Source organism: Nocardioides panzhihuensis (genome assembly GCF_013408335.1).
GTDB classification, from domain to species: domain Bacteria; phylum Actinomycetota; class Actinomycetes; order Propionibacteriales; family Nocardioidaceae; genus Nocardioides; species Nocardioides panzhihuensis.
Genome location: NZ_JACBZR010000001.1, coordinates 1,489,039 through 1,508,474, shown reverse-complemented (window position 1 = coordinate 1,508,474; position 19,436 = coordinate 1,489,039). Strand labels below are relative to the sequence as shown.

Below are 19,436 nucleotides of genomic sequence, written 5' to 3'. Positions count from 1 at the left end.
GGCCAGCTGTCGCGCCTCACCGGTGGGTCGCGAGCGTCAGGAAGAATCCATCGGAGTCCGCCATGACCGGTGGCGGGCCGGCTCAGCGTGGCGGCAAGAAGAGCGCCCGCTCGATGAACGCTCGGTAGCCCTTGAGCACCGTCGCTCGAGATGATTCACCAGCTCGGCCCATGCTCGAGAGATACACCTTCGCGTAGTAGCTGCGGGCGGCAAGGAGCGCTATGGCGATGCCTTCGAGCTCGTCAGGCTCATAGCCCTGGATCTCGCCTCGTTCAACCGCTCGCTTGAGGGTTCTTACGTACCCGGCGACAACTCGGTCGAAGTAGGCCGCATTCGCAGCTGGCGCCTGAACATTCGCTTCATCGACGACGCGAGCGAACCAAGGGTGATCTGCGACAAAGTCAAGGAACGCCTGCATCCGCTGCATCTCACGCTCGAGCCCGACAGCGTCGACCTCGACGTGCTTCTGGATAAACTCCAACATCCGTTCGGCGTACGTCGGCAGGACGACGTCGAACAGGTCTTGGCGAGTCTCGAAGTAACGGTAGAACGTGCCTTGGGAGATGCCGACCTCTTCAACAATCCGCGCTATCGAAGCTTCTGCGTAGCCGCGATCACCGATGATCCGAGCAGCGCTCTCGATGATGCGCTGGCGCATCTTCGAGATTCTTTCCGGGTTTCTCTTGTACGGCCCACGAGCCACGTCAGGGTCCTCTCATCTGGAGCAGCAGCAATGCGAACCATTCACGGATTCACTCACCGAGCCGCACGACAACCTTGCCAGTAATCGCACGACGATCAAGCAGGTCAAGTCCGCTGACGGCCTCGCACAGTGGTATCACGGAGGTGACGCTTGGCCTCAACGTTCCCTCCACACACCACTCGAAGAGCTGACCAAGGAGCGTTCTCAGGTGCTCCGGATGGTCCTTCAGGTGCTCGCCGAGGGCAGAACCCACGATCTCGGCGCGCTTGACCAAGACGACGTTGCTCGGCACGGACCCCACTCCCCCTGCAAAACCAACCAGGACGAACCGGCCGCCCGTCCGCATCGCTCGAGCAGCTGGATCAGCGAGGCTGCCGCTCACGGGATCGACGACGACATCTGCGCCATCGGCGCCCACCACGTCTGCGAACAAGCGGCGAAGCTCGTGTCGATCGGCAGACTGGGCTCCCTCACCGTAGACAAGACCCCGCACGGCACCTTCCGCCATCGCAATCTCGACCTTTTCGGCGGTGGAGCAGGCGGCCACGACCTCCGCTCCCATTCGTGTCGCGATCTGCACGCTCGCCAGGCCGATTCCAGCGCTCGCCCCTAGTACGAGAACGCGCTCACCGTGAGCCAGACGGGCTCGGTCCTCGAGCGCGTGAAGGGCACTCGCATACGCGATCGGCAGGACGGACGCTTCCTCGTAAGAGACTCCGTCGGGTATGAGGATCGCGTCCGACGACCGCAGCAACACCTCCTCGCGCAGTCCGCCAGAGCCGAGTATCGCGACGACTCGGTCACCGACGGCGAGATCATGGACGCCGGCGCCCAACTCCTCGACGACGCCGGCGATCTCGCCTCCTGGCGAGTACGGGCGAGCGACCTTGTCTTGATAGCGGTCGCGCATCATGAGAAGGTCTGTCGCGTTCAGCCCCGCCGCGCGAACCGAGACACGTATCTCGCCCTTACCAACCGTGGGGGGTCCGATGTCGACCCACTCCAACGTCTCTGGGCCACCCGGTACGACCGACATCAAGGCACGCACGCTCAGCGCCCCTTCTCCGCCGCGACCAGATCCTGGGGCTCAGCTGGCCAGTCAGCAGGTCGGGGCCACAACCCACTCTCAGACATCGCGATCGCCTCGTCGCGATCGAGCACATCGGCCGACGCATGTGTGCCGACCTTCGCGCGTTGCCGGTCGAGCTCGATACGTCCGATCTGATTCCGATGCACTTCGTCTGGACCGTCCAGCAGTCTCATCGCCCGCGCGTTGGCATACATCGGACTCAGGAGGAAGTCGTTGGTCGTACCTGCTCCGCCGAATGCCTGAATCGCCCAGTCGACAACCTGTTGCGCCACCGCAGGCGCCGCAACCTTGATCATCGCGATCTCCTGCCTCGCGGCGGAGTTGCCAACGGTGTCCATCATCCAGGACGCCTTCATGGTCAACAACCGGGCCTGCTCGATACGAATCCTGGCCTCGGCGATCCTCTCCAGGGTCACGGACTGCGTCGAGACGGCGCGCCCGAATGTCGTTCTTCCCTCAACTCGGCGGCACATGCGTTCGAGGACTCGTTCACTGAGGCCGATCAACCGCATGCAGTGGTGCATGCGGCCCGGCCCAAGGCGGCCCTGTGCGATCTCGAACCCGCGCCCTTCGCCCAGCAACATGTTCGCGACTGGAACGCGGACGTCATCGAACCAGACCTCACACGCCCGATCGAGATACGAGCCCAGCACCGGCAGAGTCCGAGCGACGTGAACGCCCGCCGCATCGCGCGGTACGAGCACCATGCTCTGCTGCCGGTGGCGATCGGCATCGGGATCCGTTCTCCCCATCAAGATGATGACGTCGCAATGCGGATGGGTTGCGCCGCTTGTGAACCACTTGCGCCCATTGATCACGTACTCATCACCGTCGCGAACGATGGAGCAAGAGATCGCGGTCGCGTCCGAGGAGGGCACATCGGGCTCGGTCATGGCGAAGGCTGAGCGGGTCGTTCCCTCCAACAGCGGCGACAGCCACCGCGCCTTCTGCTCGGGTGTCCCGTACTGGTGCAGCACCTCCATGTTGCCGGAGTCCGGAGCCGAGCAGTTGAACACCTCGGCCCCGAACAGCACCCGCCCCATCACCTCCGCCAGCGGGGCGTACTCCATGTTCGTCAACCCGTCGGTCTCAGGGCCCGCCGGCAGGAAAAGGTTCCACAGTCCAGCCTTCTTGGCCTTGCTGCGCAGCTCGATGATCGTCGGGTATACCGACCAGGGCCCCAACCGCTCGATCTCTTGGTGCACTGTGCGCTCAGCAGGATAGACGTGCTCGTCCATGAACTCGTTCAGGTGCCGCTGGAGCTCTCGACTGCGAGCGGTCTGCCGTAGATCGACGTCTGAATCAACCGAACGATCTGGCGACGTCTCGGGGGTAGTCAACGGGGTCTCCTCAGCTCGGGGTCTTGGATCCACACTACCCCAAATCCTATACTCATGAGTCATTCCTTCATGTTTTAAACGAACAGGAGCCCGCCAATGGTGTCGCCACCCCTACCCCTCACCGGTGTCCGAGTACTTGACTTCTCGAGCCTCGTGCCGGGGCCACTAGCGAGCCTGATCCTCGCCGACGCCGGCGCGGACGTGGTGAAGGTCGAGCGTCCAGGGACAGGGGATGACATGCGCTCTCTTGCTCCAGCCGATTTCGCGAATCTGAACCGTGGCAAGCGCAGCATCGTGGTCGACCTGAAGGACCCGACAGCAACGGCTGTACTCGAGCCGATGATCGCTGAGGCGGACGTGCTCATCGAGCAGTTCCGACCCGGCGTGATGGAGCGCTTGGGGCTCGGTTACGAGCGGGCCCGATCGTTGAACAAGCGCCTCGTGTACTGCTCGATCACCGGGTACGGCCAGAGCGGGCCATTGGCGACGAAAGCCGGGCATGATCTCAACTACCTCGTCGACGCAGGTCTGCTGGCATCGGCGCGACGTGCGGATTCGGACGGGGCCCCGCACCTGCCGCCGACGTTCATCGCGGACATCGGCGGGGGCACGTACCCAGCGCTCGTGAACATCCTTCTCGCGCTTCGTGCTGTGGAGTCGACCGGGTGTGGAGCACACCTGGATATCGCGATGACCGAGAACCTGTTTCTGTGGCACTGGTGGATCCGAGCTCAGGTAGACCTTTCCGGTAGCTCAGGCCAGCCGGGGACGGTGCATCCGGCAGGGGGTTCGCCACGCTACGCGCTCTACGCCGCGGCAGACGGAGCCGTGGTTGCCGTCGCTGCCCTCGAGGACCGCTTCTGGCTGCGGCTCTGCGACATCCTGTCTGTCCCGGCACAGCTCCGGCTGGAGAGTGCCGACGCAGGGCTGGTCCGGGCTCACCTCGCTGACCTCTTCTCGCAGCACATCGGTGAGCATTGGCGATCCCTGCTCCACGACGTCGATACGTGCGTGTCGGTCATGACGACTCCTGAAGAAGCGTTCTCCCACCCCCACTGGGCGGTCCGCAGGACTTTCGAGGAAACCGCGAGCGCTGCCGGCCGGAGGTTCGCGGCGATACCCAGTCCTGTCCACCGCACGTTCAGACGAACCGACGAGCGATTGGCACCTGATCTCGGAGGGTCCGAGCCACGATTCATCCGCGGAGACGATGGCGGGGAGAACCCGGCCGGGGACGGTGGCTCACGATGAGCTCCGAGCCGACCGCGGGGCGAATCCGCCTGTCGTTCGAGGGCAACATTGCTGTCTTGACCATTGACCGACAGAGCGCCCGAAATGCGCTGTCGCTCGATATGTGGCGGTCGATCCCGGAGCTGATTGCTCGGGTCGAGTCACACCCTGACGTTGTTGCGGTCGTCATTCGCGGTGCTGGAGATACTGCGTTCGCTGCCGGCGCGGACATCTCCGATCTGCGTGCCAGTCTTTGCGATCCGCGTGCCGGCCGTGAGCACCTGGATGCGATCGGCTCCGCAGAGCGAAGCATCGCAAACTGTCGGCGCGTGACCATTGCGCGCATCAGCGGCTACTGCATCGGCGGTGGGCTGGAGATCGCGATGGCTTGCGATCTCCGCTTCGCCTCCACGTCGTCGACCCTGGCGACGCCGCCCACGAGCCTGGGCGTCGCCTACAGCCTCAACTCGACCCGCCGTCTGATCGAGCTCGTCGGGGTCAGCGCGGCCCGAGACCTGTTGTTCACGGCCCGCCGGATCGACGGTCCCACCGCACTTCGGCTCGGCCTCGTCGACTCGGCGGTGCCGGCAGCCGAGCTCGACCAAGCGATCGAGGACTACTGTGGACGGCTGGCGCACCAGTCGCAGTACGCGATCCGGTTGACGAAGCTGGTCATCGCCCAGGCACTCGATCGCCCCGTCGAGACGGCCGCACTCGAGCAGCTGCGCGTCGATTCCTTCTCGGGCGCCGACCTCCAGGAAGGCGTCGAAGCGTTCGAGGACAGGCGTCCGCCGACATTCACGAGTCGATGGCTCGAGTGACAGTGACGGCATGTCCCCGCGTCGCGGGGACATGCCGTCGGATCAGCCGCGCGCGGTCACGCGGGGCATCGCTCTGCTAGACGCCGTCCGATCTCGACCAGGCGGGGCATGGCAGCGATCATGTCGCCCGCGTGGGCTGATGCCGCGGTGCCTTGCTGCACTCTCGCTCGAATGCCGTGCATGATCGCGTAGAGCCGAAAGGTGTTGAAGACGAGGTAGACGTCGAGACCCGTCGTGTCGACGCGTCCGGCCCGCTCGCGGTAGCTGGTCTCGTACTCGGTCTCAGAGGGGATCCCGAGATCGATGAGCTCCTCGGCCGAAAGGTCTCCCAAGCCGCCCGCGATGGTACGCGGAAGGTGGTACATCAGGGCGTTGTACGCGAAGTCGGCGAGCGGGTCACCCAAGGTGGCGAGCTCCCAGTCGAGGATGGCGATCACACGGGGTTCGGTGGGATGGAAGATGAGGTTGTCACACTTGATGTCGCCATGCGTCACCGAGACGCCCGCGTCAACTGGCACCCTCTCTCGGATCCAGTCCCGCAGCCAGTCGACATCCGAGTCGCGATCTCCGTCGCCCCGGGCCGAGTCGTACTGCCGTGACCATCGCTCCAGCTGACGTCGCACGTAGCCATCTCTGCGTCCGAAGTCACCCAGCCCGACTGCATCGGGATCCACCGCATGCAACGCGGCCACGACTCGATTCATGTCATCAAACATCTTCGTGCGGTCGCCAGCGGGTACGCCGGGCATTCTGCTGTCCCAGAAAATCCGTCCGCTCACAAGCTCCATCAGGTAAAACGGAGTGCCGATGACAGAGCCGTCGCCGCACTCGGCGATCACCTTCGGGACGGGGATCCCCACGGTGTGCAACGCCGACATGACGCGGGCTTCCCGATCGACAGCGTGGGCACCAGGCACCAACTGGCCGGGAGGCTTACGGCGAAGGACGTAGTCAGCGCCGGGAGTGGTCAGCCGATATGTGGGGTTCGACTGACCACCGCGGAACTGAGCCACCCGCAAGGGGCCCTCGAACCCCGCCACCGTCGAACGAAGCCAATGAGCCAGCCGCGCTTCGTCGAACCGATGCTGCTCACGTACACCCGTGACTCCGGAGTTGATCCTCTGACGATCTGCGGCAGATCCTTTTGCACCGGCTTCAAGAGCGTTCATCGGCCGCCACCCAGATCCATCGCGTGCTGAGCCCGCTCACACCGCGACCTGACACGGGGGAATCGCCAGCCCGGGCGTCTCGACGCGCGCCTTGAACACTCCCGCTCCGCGGTCGGTGTCGAGACCCTCGGAGCCTGAGACGATATACAGGTCGCGCATGTCGTCACCACCAAAGGTGAGGCTCGTGACCATCGGAACGTCGATCTGAATCGAAGCCGTGCGATAGCCCGACGCGTCGAAACAACCGACCAGACCGGTGTGGGGAAGCGCCACCAAGACGTTGCCGGCGACGTCCACGGCCAGGCCATCGGGATGGCCGTCGTCGCTCGTCTGCACAAACGGCCGCTTGGGGCCGAGACTGCCATCGTCTCTGACGTCATAGACGAAAACTGTCGATCGCAGCGTGTCTGCGTGGTAAAGAAGTGAGCCGTCCGGCGAGAACCCCAGCCCATTGGTCAGGAGAACGTCATCGGCCACCACTCTCGCCGAACCATCGAGGTCGATACAGAAGAGCTGGCCCGGCTTGTCGACATCGCGTGACTCGGAAGCGACAAAGGCGAGCGAGCCGACATAGAGGCGGCCGTGGGCGTCGACCGTCAGGTCGTTGTAGCCGACGATCCCGTTGGTCGGATCGTTCTCCTTCAGCACGTGGGTCGCCGTGTCATCGCTTCCGACCAAGCCTTTGACCGCCACATTCCGGCCGCTGATCACCAGTCCCCCGTCGCTGTGGATCGCCATACCGCCGATGCCCCGACGGTGCTCGATTACCGTCTCCATCACTCCGGAGCCCCTGATGAGACTGACACCTCCGGCCGTGGCATCAGCGACCAGCAGTCCCTCCTGAGTCCAGACGGGGCCCTCGAGGAGGCCATGCCCAGTCGAGACTCGCTCTGCACGATACGTAGTCATTCCGTCCCTTTCGACGTTCGGATCAAAGTTCATGACGAGGCGGCCTGCTCACGCAGGACACGCTTCAAGGTCTTCCCCGTGGGACCTCGGGGAAGATCGTGAACACTCGCGATCCATACCGGGACCTTGTAGGGGGCTAGTCTGGACGCGCAGAATCTCCTCAGCGCATCGTCGTCCACCGACACTCCGCTTCGAGGGACGACGAATGCCACCGGAAGCTCTCCGAACCGCTCATCGGCGACTCCGACAACAGCAGCTTCGGCAACCGATTCGTGCTCGGTGAGAACCGACTCCACCTCAGCGGGATAGATGTTTGCGCCGCCACGGATGATCGTGTCGCTGATCCGCCCGGAGATGTAGAAGTTTTCGGCTTCGTCGCGGTAACCGAGGTCGCCGGAGTGGACCCAGCCATCGATGATGGTCTTCGCCGTGGCCTCGGGCCTGTTGTAGTACTCGATCATGTTGCTCGGACTCCGGAAGACGATCTCGCCCACCTCGCCGGCACCCAGCTCTTCTCCATCAGCGCCAAGAACGCGAAGCTCGCTGTCCCCGATCGCTGGGCCTATCGAGTCGAGGACGGGTGTTGCCCCCGGGGGAAATCCGGTCAACGGAGTGCCCTCGGTCATTCCCCAGGCGTTGTGAGGAGTCTTGCCCGTCAAAGCGCGCATCCGCTCCACCAGGCTCCACGGCAAGCTCGCCGCCGAGGAGACACAGGCGCGCAGACTTTCCATCGAACCGGCAGTCTCGGTCGGATGCGACTCGAGCCATTCACAGACCATCACGTACATCGTCGGAACCCACATGATGACCGTGACGTCGTAGAGGTCGATGGCACCGACCGCCTCGGCCGGGTGGAACCTCTCCTCAAGCACCACGGTGGCGCCGATGGCGATGTGCCCCATCGCGGCGATGGTGGAGTGCATGATGAAGGCAAGCGATCCATTGATCAAGATGGTGTCGTCAGCCGTGGATCCGACCCATGTCGTCGTCCGACTGAGAGTCGCGGCAACGCCGACGTGCGGCAGCACCGCACCCTTCGGGTGCCCCGTCGTTCCCGAGGTGTAATGGATGAGCGCGGGGTGCCTGTCGGGTACGTCGACCACCTGCGGCCATCTGCCGGCCTCGTCTACGCCCCACGCCTGCACGTCAGGATCGACGAGGACGTTGATCGGGGCCGTCAGGTCAGGAGAGATCCGGGCCGCGTTCTTGTCGTCGACGATGACCAACGTGGGTGCGCAGTCGGCCAGGATGTAAGCCACCTCCGATGCCGACAGGGCAGGGTTGAGCGGGACCAGCGTCGCACCGCGCGCCAGGGTGGCGCAGTAGGTCGCCAGCCACTCCGGACGGTTCGAGGAGAGCAGCGCCACACGATCGCCCAGGCCCACCGCGGCCGCGTCCAACGATGCGGCCGCCTCCGAAACGAGGGTCCTGAAGGCGTTCGTCGTGACACCGTGGTCGCGAAAGTAGATGATCGGCCGTTCGCCAGAACTCCGCTCGAGGTCTGCCAAGAATTCGACAACGTTCATGTCCACCACGTCCTATCCGTGCATCGTGAGGCCGCCAGACACACTGATGACCTGGCCTGTTATGAAGGATGCCTCGTCCGACGCGAGGAAGACGGCGATTCCCGCAACGTCCTCCGGCTCACCCATGCGCCGCATCGGCACCGCCTTCGTCATCCGTTCGAGGATGTGCTTCGCGGCCGCATCATCACCTTCAAGGGCTTCCGCCATCATGTTGGTTCGGGTGGGCCCCGGCGCCACGACGTTCAGGGTGATCCCATGCCTGGCAACTTCTCGGGCGATCGACTTCGTCAGCGCGATCGTGCCCGCTTTGCACGCCGAGTAGACCGCCTGCCCCGACGATCCGACGCGGCCGGCGTCCGACGAGATCGTGACGATGCGTCCGTGACGGCGGGAGACCATCCTGGTGAGCACGGCGTGTGTCACATTGATCATGCCTTTGAGATTGATGTCGATGATGAGGTCGCGGTGCGCCTCGTCGTTGTCGAGGAACGGCCGAAGCGAGTCCCATCCGGCGTTGTTGATCAGGATGTCGATCGGCCCTAGGGCCGCCTCGACCTTCGCTGTCCCGCTGGTCACCGCAGCGTTGTCGCTGATGTCAGCCACCACGACCGTGGTCGCCACGCCGAAGGCGTCCAGTTCGCTCGCGACGATCCGCGCCGGCGCCTCATCGCGATCCATGATGGCGACCGACGCGCCCGAGGCGGCGAGTCGTCTGGCGATCGCCGCACCGATCCCGTTCCCACCGCCAGTCACGAGGGCAACCTGGCCACTCATTGGTTGATTCATGCCAGGTCCCGTTGAATGAGCATCTTCAGGACTTCGCTGGTCCCCTCATAGATCTGCAGGATCCGCTGGTCGCGATAGAGCTTCTCCACCAGTCCGCCTCCCGCGAAGCCCGCGCCGCCGAAGATCTGAACCGCCGCGCTGCAGACGGATTCCGCCATCTCAGAGGCGAACAGCTTTGCCATGGCCGACTCACGCATCGACTGCGCGCCAGACTCCTTCAGCTCAGCCGCTCTCAGATACATCTGTCGGGCGACTTCGATGCTGGTCGCCATCTCAGCGAGCTTGAATCCGATCGCCTGGTGCTGGAAGATCGGCTGACCGAAGCTGACCCTCTCTTTGGCGTACTCGAGCGCCAGGTCGAAGGCCTTCTGCGCGACGCCCACGCTTTGCGCCGCGACGCCGATCCGGCTCGTGTCCAACCCGTCCAAGATGGTGCGATATCCCATTCCCACTTCGCCCAGCACATGATCGTCGCTGAGCTCGAGGTCGTCGAGGGAGATCTGGCAGATGTCGATGACGCGGTGGCCCATTTTCGGTTCGCGTCTCACCACGTTGTAACCGGGCATGTCTGGCCTGACCAGGAACAGCGTGAGGCCGCGGGCTCCCGCATCCGGATCGGTCGTTGCGAGCAGGATGCCGGCGCCGGATGTGGCGCCGCCCGTGATCCAGTTCTTCTCCCCGTTGATGACCCATCCTCCGTCACGCTTCGTAGCCTTCGTGCGGATCTGAGACAGGTCAGACCCTGCGTGCGCTTCGCTGAGGAGCAACGAGATGTAGTAGTCGCCGGCCACGGCTGGCTTGAGGAATTCCTGCTGTTGCCATGGGGTGCCGAGCTCGGAGAGCTTCGACCCGAACGGGAAGTTCGTCCCGCCGACCTGGTTGGCAATGGCGCAATCGCCCTTGGCGAGCTCCTCGATCATGAGAGCCCACGCGGTCACGCTTGCACCGGCTCCGCCGAACTCCGCATCGACGGCGAGCCCGAAGAACCCTTGGTCGCCGAGCTCTCGCCACACCTGCTCGGGGACCACGCCCTCGTTCTCCCACTGTTGGATGTTCGGCGAGATCTGGCGCTCGACGTAGCTGCGCGTCACTTCCCGTACCGAAAGCTCAAGATCCGTCAGCATTCGCGCCTGCCCCTCGACTAGTCCGTCCGGTGTCACTCAACTCCCAATTTGTATAATGGTGAATCACGATTGTCAAGATCCATGATCGGTTGACACGTCGCGCGGAGCGGTAGAGCCGCTCGATCACGCCCTGAAGGGCCCTGAGCGCAGGGCACGGCACTCAGGGCGCTTCAGGGCTCGGGAAGAGAGGTCGAGTCGCGAAAGGGCGACGAGGGTCTGATCGAAGAGGGCTTGGCTGGAGATTCCCCGGGCCGACGCTTGATCGCGCGTCTCAGGACCGTTCCGTGGACACGTCACTCATCACTGAGATGTCCGCAATCGCATCCTCGAGCCAGGAGATCCAGAACTCCTCCAGCCCGATTCCGGCCTTCAGGATCAGGCCGCGCATCTGCCCGGCCTCGTCCAGATCGTCCTTCTTGAAGTCGCGATCGGCGATCTCGAGGTACTCATCGAGCTGTCTCTGGTGCTCAGCGCGATGCAGGCGCATCTCCGCCAGCATCGACTCACGACCTTGGGCAAGCGCAGCGGCGGCACGCAGCCGGACCAGGAGCGGGTCACGGATCGGCTTGGGACCCTCACTCTGTCCTACCCATGCAAGCAGGTCATCGCGACCGTTGTCCAGGACCTCGTACTCCTTGCGACTGCCGCGCGAAGGCGGCTGAGGAACAGTCCGAACCAGCCCCTCCGACTCGAGCTTCGCGAGCTCACGGTAGACCTGCTGGTGCGTGGCCGACCAGAAGAACCGGATCGACCTGTCGAACCTGCGGGTGAGGTCGAGGCCAGACGACGGCCGCTCCAACAGAGCGGTGAGAATTGCATGGCGCAGCGACATGATGCCCTTTGGCTAGACGTAGAACCAAGTGTCGTACACCCCCACGGAACAGCCGCCGGCAGGTACGACGTGGACCTCACATCGTAGCCGCGAGCAACGTTCCCTGCCGCATAGCTCGCTTGGCGTCGAGCTCAGCTGCGACGTCTGCACCACCGATGAGGTGAGACGTGATCCCGAGCGTGAGGAGCCGGTCGTGCAGGTCACGGTTCGGCTCCTGACCGGCGCAGACGATGACTGTATCGACCGCGAGCGTCTGGGGTCGACCGCCCTCCTGGACGTGGAGACCTTGATCATCGATGCGGAGATAGGTCACGGTCGACATACTCCGGACACCGCGGCGGGCCAGCTCGGCCCGATGGATCCATCCGGTCGTGACACCGAGGCTGGCGCCGACTTTCGACGCCTTTCGCTGCAGGAGGTACACCTCGCGCTCGACCCGAGCTTCCACCACTGCGGCGAGGCCACCAGGCGTTTCGAAGCTGGGGTCGACCCCCCAGACACTGAAGAACTTCCCGCCATCCAAGCTCGCCGGCGACCCTTCCTGAGTGATGAACTCCGCGACGTCGAAGCCGATGCCGCCAGCACCGATGATCGCAACCGAGCGTCCGACTTCGACCTCACCCCGGAGTACGTCGAGATAGGAGACGACCTTGGAGTGGTCAGCACCGGGGATCTCCAGCGCACGTGGCCTGATTCCCGTGGCGAGGACGACATCGTCGTAGGCGGCGTCGCGGAGCTCTTCTTCCGTGATCTTCTCGCCGAGCCGGATGTCGACACCCGCCAGCGGTAGCGCATTGCGGAAGTACCGCAATGTCTCGCTGAACTCTTCCTTGCCAGGGATACGCCGGGCGATGTCGAACTGTCCCCCGATCACCGGCTCGGAGTCGTACAGCACCACATCGTTACCCTTCTGGGCGCTTGCCAGAGCGAACGCCATCCCAGCCGGACCGGCACCGACAACACCGATGCGGCGTCGCCTCGGAGAGATCGACAGGTCGATCAAGGTCTCGTTGCAAGCCCGAGGGTTGACCAGGCAGCTCGTCAGCTGGCCGCTGAGCGTGTGGTCGATGCACGCCTGGTTGCACCCGATGCAGGTATTGATGAGTTCTGGGCGACCGTCCCGAGCCTTCAAGACGAAATCCGGGTCAGCAAGGAACGGCCGCGCCATAGACACCATGTCTGCCGCGCCCGACGAGACGATCTGCTCGGCGACTTCGGGAGCGTTGATCCGGTTGCTGGCGACCACCGGAATGCCGACGTTTCCCATCAGGCGCTCGGTCGCCGTTACGAATGCCGCGCGCGGGACCGAGGACGCAATGGTGGGCACCCGAGACTCGTGCCACCCGATGCCGGTATTGAGAATCGTCACCCCCGCGGCCTCCAACTCCTTGGCGAGCTCCAAGGTTTCCTCGAGAGTGCAACCGCCAGGCACGAGGTCGAGCATCGACATCCGGAACATGACGATGAACTCCTCACCAACCCGTTCGCGGGTCCTGCGCACGATCTCGATCGGAAAACGCATGCGGGACGCGAATTCGCCGCCCCACTCGTCCTCCCGAAGGTTGGTGCTCGCCGCCAGGAAGGTGTTGATCAGGTAACCCTCTGACCCCATGATCTCCACACCGTCGTATCCGGCCCGCTTCGCGAGGACCGCAGCCTGCGCAAAGTCCTCGACGGTCGATTCGACCTCGGCGGTCGTCATCGCTCGCGGGGTGAACTGGTTGATGGGGGCGCGCACGGCACTCGGCGCCACCAGGTCGGCATGCTTGGCATAGCGGCCGAAGTGGAGGATCTGCATGACGATCCGACCGCCCACCTCATGAACGGCGCGGGTGACGAGCAGATGCTCGTTCACATCTTTCTCGGTCGTCATCGTCGCGCCGGTAGCGAACGGCCGGCCAGGATGGTTGGGGGCAATGCCTCCGGTGACCATCAGGCCGACACCCCCGCGAGCGCGCTCGGCGTAGAACGCCGCCATCCGTTCGAATCCGTCTGGGGCCTCCTCCAGCCCTAGGTGCATAGAGCCCATGACAACGCGGTTCGGAAGTGTCACGAAGCCGAGGTCGATGGGAGACATGAGGTGCGGGTAGCGAGTCATTGCACGTTCTCTCTGTGTTGCCCCAACCAACCGCTGGGGCGAGCCGGTTGCTCGATTCTGCACTAAAGTGCATAATCGAGCAACCGAGTGCCGGTGGATCATCTCCCGACCCGGACCGGAGCGAACGTCACGCACGCCGCCGTGCCGCCAAGGTGGAGTGCGGGATGCGCGACGCAGTTCTCGAACCAAGCAGTAGCCCAGTACTTCGAGCATCCGGCTCGTCGACATGCAAATGCAGGGGTGTCAAGAGCGTGATATCTGAGTCTGACCTGTCCGGCGTGGGCCGCATCGAGGTCGCAGTGCAAGAAGGGATTGCTACGGTCCGCCTCGTCGGCCCGGGAGGACGTGCCCTCATGGATGCCCGACTCTTCGAGGAGTTGGGCGAGGTATTCGAGTCCCTCGATCGGGACCATGCAGTCCGCGTCGTCATCTTGACCGGGCCCGGCAAGGACTTCTCACTTGGTCTGGACCTCAAGAGCGCAGGCGATCTCCTGATCAGCCTTGCCGAGGCGGGCGACACCGACGCGCGGCAGGATTTCCTCGAACTGCTCCATGGGTGGCAGGACGCCATCACCGCGGTCGCGTCCTGCCGGAAGCCCACCATCGCATGTATCGCCGGATGGTGCGTCGGTGCCGGCGTCGACCTCGCGGCAGCATGTGACATCCGTATCGCTTCCAGCGATTCGGTCTTCAGCGTGCGCGAGGTGCGAGTGGGTATCGTTGCTGATCTCGGAAGCCTCCAGAGGCTGGCAGGCGTCATCGGCGACGGCCATCTGCGCGAGCTCGCCCTCACGGGCGGCGACATCTCAGCGAGCAGAGCCGCCTCGATCGGCCTCGTGAACCACGTGATGGACGGCGCCGAGAACGCGATGGTCGCCGCGGCCGCAACCGCTGCGCGTATTGCCCAGAATTCGCCGTTGGCGCTCCGCGGGATCAAGGAGATCCTGAATGCAGAAAGAGAGCCCCGCGTCGCGGCGGGCCTCCGTTACACCGCAGCCTGGAATGCCGCCTTCATCTTCAGCGAGGATCTTCGTGAAGCGATGCAGGCGTTCACCGAAGGTCGTGACCCGGTGTTCTCGGGCCGTTAGTCGACGCGGCAGGGTCGACGCTGGCCGGGGCTCGAACCAAGTCTCAGGTCTCCTACCGAGAGATCACACTGGTCGGGTGTCTCCCCATCCCTCCTGATGCTGTGTCGCGGACTCTGCCAAGCTCGTTGCGGACGCCTCTCCGGGCGCTACGACCCATTCAGAGCCTTCGGCGATCACGGGCGACGTGCCGATTCGTCGCGTTGAACTTGTCAGTTTGACGACGAGTCCGTGACGAGGGCTCAGGAGATACACGAGGAAGAAGAAGACTCCCTGCGTGACCACAACGAGTCCCCCGGAGGCGGCGTCGATCCAATAGCTGACGTAGATCCCGACGACCGCGCATGTCGCCGAAATTGCGGGTGCGATGAGAAGCATCCGGCTGAACCGATCGGTGAGGAGGTACGCGGTCGCCCCGGGGATGATGAGCATGGCGACCACGAGGATCACCCCGACGACCTGGAGTGACACCACCGCGGTGAGGGCGAGCATGCCGAGAAGCAGGGCCTGGAGACGTCGCGTGGAGATCCCTAGTGCGTGGCAATGGATCGGGTCAAAGGCGTAGAGCGTGAGGTCCCGCCGTTTCATGAACAGAAGAACCAGCCCGATCGCCGCCAAGCCGCCGATCTGGATCAGGTCTGTTGTCGAGACACCCAGGATGTTTCCGAAGATGATGTGGTTGAGGTCTGTCTGGCTCGGGGTGACCGAAATGAGGACGAGACCGAGCGCGAACAACGTGCTGAAGACGATCCCGATCGCAGCGTCCTCCTTGACGCGACTGGTTGTCGAGATCGCGCCGATGGCAACGACGGCGATGACGCCGAACACGAGCGCGCCGATCGCGAACGGGATTCCGATGACATAAGCGAGCACGACACCGGGCAGGACCGCATGGGAGACGGCATCCCCCATGAGCGACCAGCCAACCAAGACCAGCCAGCACGACAACACGGCACACAAAATTGAGGCGATAACGGTGGTCGCCAAAGCGCGGACCACGAACTCGTACTGGAGCGGCTCAAGAACGAGATCGAGAAAAGTCAGGTCGCCGCTCACATCACACCGTCCAGGTCGCCTAGGTCCTTGCCGGCGCCAAGGTCGCGCGGGTCAAGCCCGAACGTCAGGGCAAGATGATCGGGCTGTACCACTTCATCGACCGGTCCGTGCAGGAGCACATGGCGCTTGAGCAGCACCGCGTCGTCGGCGAGTTGTCGAACCCCGTGTAGGTCGTGGGTCGAGATGAAGACCGTCCGGCCGCTAGCGGCTAGTTCTCGCAGGAGCCGGGTGATGGTGGCTTCGGAGCGCTTGTCGACTCCGGCGAATGGCTCGTCGAGCAGAAGGATGCGAGCATCCTGGGCGATACCTCGCGCCACGAATGCACGCTTCTTCTGGCCGCCGGACAGCTGGCCAATCTGTCGATCGGCTTTGTCGGTCAGCCCTACGCGGGCGAGGGCATCTGCCACAGCGATGTGGTCCGCCCGGCGCGGGCGCCGGGCGGAGCCTTGATGGCCATAGCGCCCCATCATCACTACTTCGCGTACGGAGACGGGAAAGTTCCAGTCCACTGCTTCGTCCTGAGGGACATAGGTGACGAGGCCGCGACGACGTGCGGCGCTCGGAGACGAGCCCCCGACCCTGACTTCACCGGAATCGGGTCGAACGAGGCCCATGATCGCCTTGAACAGGGTCGACTTTCCGGATCCGTTCATCCCGATCAGCGCCGTCACCCGCCCCTCGCCGACCCGTAGGGTCGCATCGTCGAGGGCGCACACTTCTCCGTAACGAACAACCAGGTGATCCACCTCGATCGCCGACATCACTCTGCACCACCAGTCAATGCCGCGACGATTGTGTCAGCATCGTGCCGGATCAGATCGAGGTACGTCGGGACCGGTCCGTCGGACTCGGACAAGGAGTCGACGTACAGCGTCCCGCCAAACGATGCATCCGTCGCGCGGACGACCTGTTGCATGGGTTTGTCCGACACCGTCGACTCGCAGAACACCGCTGGCACCTCGTTGGTCTTGACGAACTCGATCGCAGACGTGATCTGCTGCGGGGTGGCCTGCTGCTCAGCGTTGACCGGCCAGATGTACTTCTCCCTCAGGCCAGAGTCTCGGGCGAGGTACGAGAACGCACCCTCGCAGGAAACCAGCGCTCGTTCGTTGTCAGGCAAAGAGTCCAGCTTGTTGATCATCTTCTGGTGCAACTCCTCAAGCTTTCGCTTGTACGCCTCACCGTTCTCAGCGAACTCCGCGCTGTATGCCGGCTCCAGATCTGAGAAGGCGGCGACCATGTTGTCGACGTAGATCTGCGCGTTGAGCGCACTCATCCACGCGTGTGGATTGGGCTTGCCCGCGTTGGCGTCCTCGGTGATGTCCAAAACTTCAACGCCATCGGAGACCACGACATGCGGAACATCGACCGACTCGACGAACTGCCCGAACCAGGCCTCCAGATTCAGGCCATTGTCCAGGATCAGGTCGGCCTCCGACGCCTTAGCAACATCGCGCGGCGTCGGCTCATAGCCGTGAATCTCCGCACCAACCTTGGTGATCGAATCGACCCGCAGTCGGTCGCCTGCCACGTTCTCTGCGATGTCCTCGAGCACGGTGAAAGTTGTCAGCACCATCGGGCGGTCAGGGCCCGCCCTTCGATCATCGAGTGCTACACACCCAGAACTGAGCGTGACAAGTAGCAAGACGAGGAACACGCAACTGGTGCGTGGCCGTCGGCCAGGGTCCGTAGTGCGCTGCATCGCGAGGCTCCTTCCTGCAGGTGACGCCGAAGATCGCTCGAACACGAGCGAACCGACCCAACCAAGGAGACGTTAGACCTGGCGTCGAATATCGTCAACACTGTGTTGATCAAAGACCACGAGCGGGCAGAGCAGCAGAACAAAAACTTGTCGACACTGTGTTGACTATCACCGACATGTCGGGCAGTCTCAGACCTGTGGCGACGGACACATTCCTCGCCACTTGGCCGCACTGAAGGAGGCGACTGTGAGTACGCAAGCAGAGAACCGCAAGGTGGTAGATGGTTTCTGGGGCGATCTTGAAGGTGGACCGCCGACCGGAGCAGAACTCGAGAAGTGGAAGAGCTGGTTCGCGGATGACGCAGTGTGGGAGATGCCCTTTGCGCCAGAGCCGCTCGCGACGTCAGTCCCTGGCGCTGCGCTCATCGGCCACTTCGTCGACTGGTTCTTCGAGTCTGTGCCCGACCTGGCCATCGACTCGCTGGTCGTCCACGACACGACCGATCCCGAACTGTTCATCCTCGAACTTCACGGCAAGGCGACGGTGAAGCAGAACGGGAACATCTACGCGAACACCTACTGCACGCACATGCGGATTCGAGACGGCAAGGTCATCTTGATGCGCGAATACTTCGACCCGAACGTCGTCGAGCAAGCATTCGGTACAGAACTCATCGCCGAAGGCATGTCCAAGGTAATGGCCGCCGCTGGCCTGGAGGTATCCCAGTGAAGCTTGTTCCAGAATTCTCCTACACCGCAGAGTTGGCTGCGCCGCAAATCGTCGGCCCCGGGCCGTACGGCCTTCGGCAGGTTCTTCCCGTCACAGGTGGAACCGTGACCGGGGATCGCCTCAGCGGCCAGGCGGCGATCGGCGGCGGGGACTGGCTGCTTGCCGGCGACGACGGCTTCGGGCGACTGGACGTGCGTGCGCAGTTCATTACCAATGACGGCGCTGTCATCTACATGAGCTATGAGGGACTGGTAGAGGTCACCGAAGCAGCCGAAGCCGCGCTCACCGGGGGCGAGTCGAGCACCAACTTCGGCGATCACTACTTCGTCACGACGCCTAGGCTCGAGTGCGGTGACCCCAGGTACAGCTGGGTCAACCAGACGATCTTCGTGGGCCAGGGCCGCATCACACCTGGCCCGGTGATCGAATTCCAGGTCTTCCGCGTCGCCCTTCAGTAGCACTGACCGGACACATCAGGTGGGCCGCACATTCGCACGCAAGATGCGATGTGCGGCCCCCTCAATTTCGCAATGTGTGGCGAAACCGCATAATCGACAGACCGTTGACTTTAATCCACTGTGAGTCTAGTCTCACGTTATCCGAGTCAGTCAGCCTCACCCACTCGCCCACACAGCGAGCGAAACGAAAGGGGGCCACCATGGCCACCAAGTCCGATGTCGACCAGATTCAGGTCGACCAGATTCAGCCGTCGACAACCCGCGACGGAGAGAGCTACGTCTCCCACCGCGACGATGTGCACTTCACCATGACCGGCGACTTCATGACCGGCGTGGACTTCTGGACCCACGCCACCGGGGAGACCACCCAGGGCCAGCTGATCGTCATCGAGACGAACTGGGTTCGCGGGACCGAGCCGGTCTGGCACATCCACCACCGCGAGGAGGAGGGCTTCTTCGTGATGAGCGGCGAGATCAAGATCCACACCGAAGAGGGGTCCCACAGCGCCGGCGCCGGACAGTTCGTCTGGGGCCGCAAGGACCAGCGACACACCTACGAGGTCGTGGGCGAGGAGGCCCGAATCCTCGTGATCTTCGTGCCCGGACCCGACAGCAACGGCTTCGAGCCCGGAGGCGGCATCGACAAATACTTCTACGAAGCCCGCAACCGAGAGCTGCGCACCCCCGAGCAACTCACCGCCGAGGTCGAGAACCTCAAGACCAACTACGGACTCGAGATGTTCCCCGAGATCCCCCACCCCCGAGACCTCTAACCCA

Annotated in this window: 19 protein-coding genes; 6 read left to right on the top strand and 13 right to left on the bottom strand. The window is 63.6% G+C overall.

From position 1 onward, the window contains the following. Positions 1–82: 82 nt before the first annotated feature. The 3 genes from BJ988_RS07050 to BJ988_RS07040 all read right to left on the bottom strand — a co-directional run bounded on the left by BJ988_RS07050 (position 83) and on the right by BJ988_RS07040 (position 3,133). Positions 83–658: a TetR/AcrR family transcriptional regulator gene (locus BJ988_RS07050; protein ID WP_179657370.1), complete on the bottom strand. Its 576-nt coding sequence runs from the start codon at positions 656–658 to the stop codon at positions 83–85. Positions 659–752: 94 nt separating this feature from the next. After that, complete coding sequence (locus BJ988_RS07045; RefSeq protein WP_179657369.1) at positions 753–1,751, bottom strand: zinc-binding dehydrogenase; 999 nt, start codon at positions 1,749–1,751, stop codon at positions 753–755. A gap of 2 nt (positions 1,752–1,753) precedes the next feature. Beyond that, on the bottom strand, positions 1,754–3,133 hold the full coding sequence (locus BJ988_RS07040; protein ID WP_246321422.1) for an acyl-CoA dehydrogenase family protein: 1,380 nt from the start codon (positions 3,131–3,133) through the stop codon (positions 1,754–1,756). 96 nt (positions 3,134–3,229) lie between these two features. On the opposite strand from BJ988_RS07040, the gene BJ988_RS07035 reads away from it, so the two are divergent. Further along, positions 3,230–4,384, top strand: coding sequence for a CaiB/BaiF CoA transferase family protein (locus tag BJ988_RS07035; protein ID WP_179657367.1), 1,155 nt, complete (start codon positions 3,230–3,232; stop codon positions 4,382–4,384). Next, positions 4,381–5,184, top strand: a complete 804-nt coding sequence (locus BJ988_RS07030) for an enoyl-CoA hydratase/isomerase family protein (protein ID WP_179657366.1) — start codon at positions 4,381–4,383, stop codon at positions 5,182–5,184. The genes BJ988_RS07035 and BJ988_RS07030 overlap by 4 nt, the downstream gene beginning before the upstream one ends. A 56-nt stretch (positions 5,185–5,240) precedes the next feature. Here the strand turns inward: BJ988_RS07030 and BJ988_RS07025 are convergent, their stop codons facing one another. The 7 genes from BJ988_RS07025 to BJ988_RS06995 form a co-directional block, all read right to left on the bottom strand. After that, complete coding sequence (locus BJ988_RS07025; protein ID WP_179657365.1) at positions 5,241–6,353, bottom strand: phosphotransferase; 1,113 nt, start codon at positions 6,351–6,353, stop codon at positions 5,241–5,243. A 36-nt stretch (positions 6,354–6,389) separates the two neighbouring features. Then, on the bottom strand, positions 6,390–7,262 hold the full coding sequence (locus tag BJ988_RS07020; RefSeq protein WP_246321782.1) for an SMP-30/gluconolactonase/LRE family protein: 873 nt from the start codon (positions 7,260–7,262) through the stop codon (positions 6,390–6,392). A gap of 29 nt (positions 7,263–7,291) precedes the next feature. Further along, positions 7,292–8,788: a class I adenylate-forming enzyme family protein gene (locus tag BJ988_RS07015; protein ID WP_179657363.1), complete on the bottom strand. Its 1,497-nt coding sequence runs from the start codon at positions 8,786–8,788 to the stop codon at positions 7,292–7,294. A 12-nt stretch (positions 8,789–8,800) separates the two neighbouring features. Next, positions 8,801–9,562 (bottom strand): SDR family NAD(P)-dependent oxidoreductase, encoded by a 762-nt coding sequence (locus BJ988_RS07010; RefSeq protein ID WP_218860642.1) that lies wholly within the window; start codon positions 9,560–9,562, stop codon positions 8,801–8,803. 8 nt (positions 9,563–9,570) lie between these two features. Further along, the gene (locus BJ988_RS07005; protein ID WP_179657361.1) at positions 9,571–10,698 is read right to left on the bottom strand and encodes an acyl-CoA dehydrogenase family protein; all 1,128 of its coding nucleotides are present in this window, start codon (positions 10,696–10,698) and stop codon (positions 9,571–9,573) included. 271 nt (positions 10,699–10,969) lie between these two features. Beyond that, on the bottom strand, positions 10,970–11,530 hold the full coding sequence (locus BJ988_RS07000; RefSeq protein ID WP_179657360.1) for a PadR family transcriptional regulator: 561 nt from the start codon (positions 11,528–11,530) through the stop codon (positions 10,970–10,972). 76 nt (positions 11,531–11,606) lie between these two features. Beyond that, positions 11,607–13,607 carry an oxidoreductase gene (locus BJ988_RS06995; RefSeq protein WP_425490914.1) on the bottom strand — a complete coding sequence of 667 codons (2,001 nt, stop codon included), beginning with the start codon at positions 13,605–13,607 and terminating at the stop codon, positions 11,607–11,609. A 185-nt stretch (positions 13,608–13,792) separates the two neighbouring features. Between BJ988_RS06995 and BJ988_RS06990 the strand changes: the two genes are divergently transcribed. After that, positions 13,793–14,716 carry a crotonase/enoyl-CoA hydratase family protein gene (locus BJ988_RS06990; RefSeq protein WP_179657359.1) on the top strand — a complete coding sequence of 308 codons (924 nt, stop codon included), beginning with the start codon at positions 13,793–13,795 and terminating at the stop codon, positions 14,714–14,716. Positions 14,717–14,779: 63 nt separating this feature from the next. Here the strand turns inward: BJ988_RS06990 and BJ988_RS06985 are convergent, their stop codons facing one another. From BJ988_RS06985 to BJ988_RS06975, 3 genes are read right to left on the bottom strand one after another with little or no spacing between them, the layout of a single operon-like run. After that, entirely contained in the window at positions 14,780–15,769 is a 990-nt protein-coding gene (locus tag BJ988_RS06985) for a metal ABC transporter permease (protein WP_343051512.1), read from the bottom strand. Beyond that, entirely contained in the window at positions 15,766–16,530 is a 765-nt protein-coding gene (locus BJ988_RS06980; protein WP_179657358.1) for a metal ABC transporter ATP-binding protein, read from the bottom strand. Before BJ988_RS06980 ends, BJ988_RS06985 begins: the two co-directional genes overlap by 4 nt. Next, positions 16,530–17,471, bottom strand: coding sequence for a metal ABC transporter substrate-binding protein (locus BJ988_RS06975; protein ID WP_179657357.1), 942 nt, complete (start codon positions 17,469–17,471; stop codon positions 16,530–16,532). Before BJ988_RS06975 ends, BJ988_RS06980 begins: the two co-directional genes overlap by 1 nt. 247 nt (positions 17,472–17,718) lie before the next feature. Between BJ988_RS06975 and BJ988_RS30900 the strand changes: the two genes are divergently transcribed. The 3 genes from BJ988_RS30900 to BJ988_RS06960 all read left to right on the top strand — a co-directional run bounded on the left by BJ988_RS30900 (position 17,719) and on the right by BJ988_RS06960 (position 19,432). Next, complete coding sequence (locus tag BJ988_RS30900) at positions 17,719–18,201, top strand: nuclear transport factor 2 family protein (protein ID WP_179657356.1); 483 nt, start codon at positions 17,719–17,721, stop codon at positions 18,199–18,201. Next, complete coding sequence (locus BJ988_RS06965) at positions 18,198–18,659, top strand: DUF3237 family protein (RefSeq protein WP_179657355.1); 462 nt, start codon at positions 18,198–18,200, stop codon at positions 18,657–18,659. The genes BJ988_RS30900 and BJ988_RS06965 overlap by 4 nt, the downstream gene beginning before the upstream one ends. Positions 18,660–18,859: 200 nt before the next feature. Then, a complete protein-coding gene (locus BJ988_RS06960) occupies positions 18,860–19,432 on the top strand; it encodes a cupin domain-containing protein (RefSeq protein WP_179657349.1) in 573 nt (190 codons plus the stop codon). Positions 19,433–19,436: the final 4 nt, after the last annotated feature.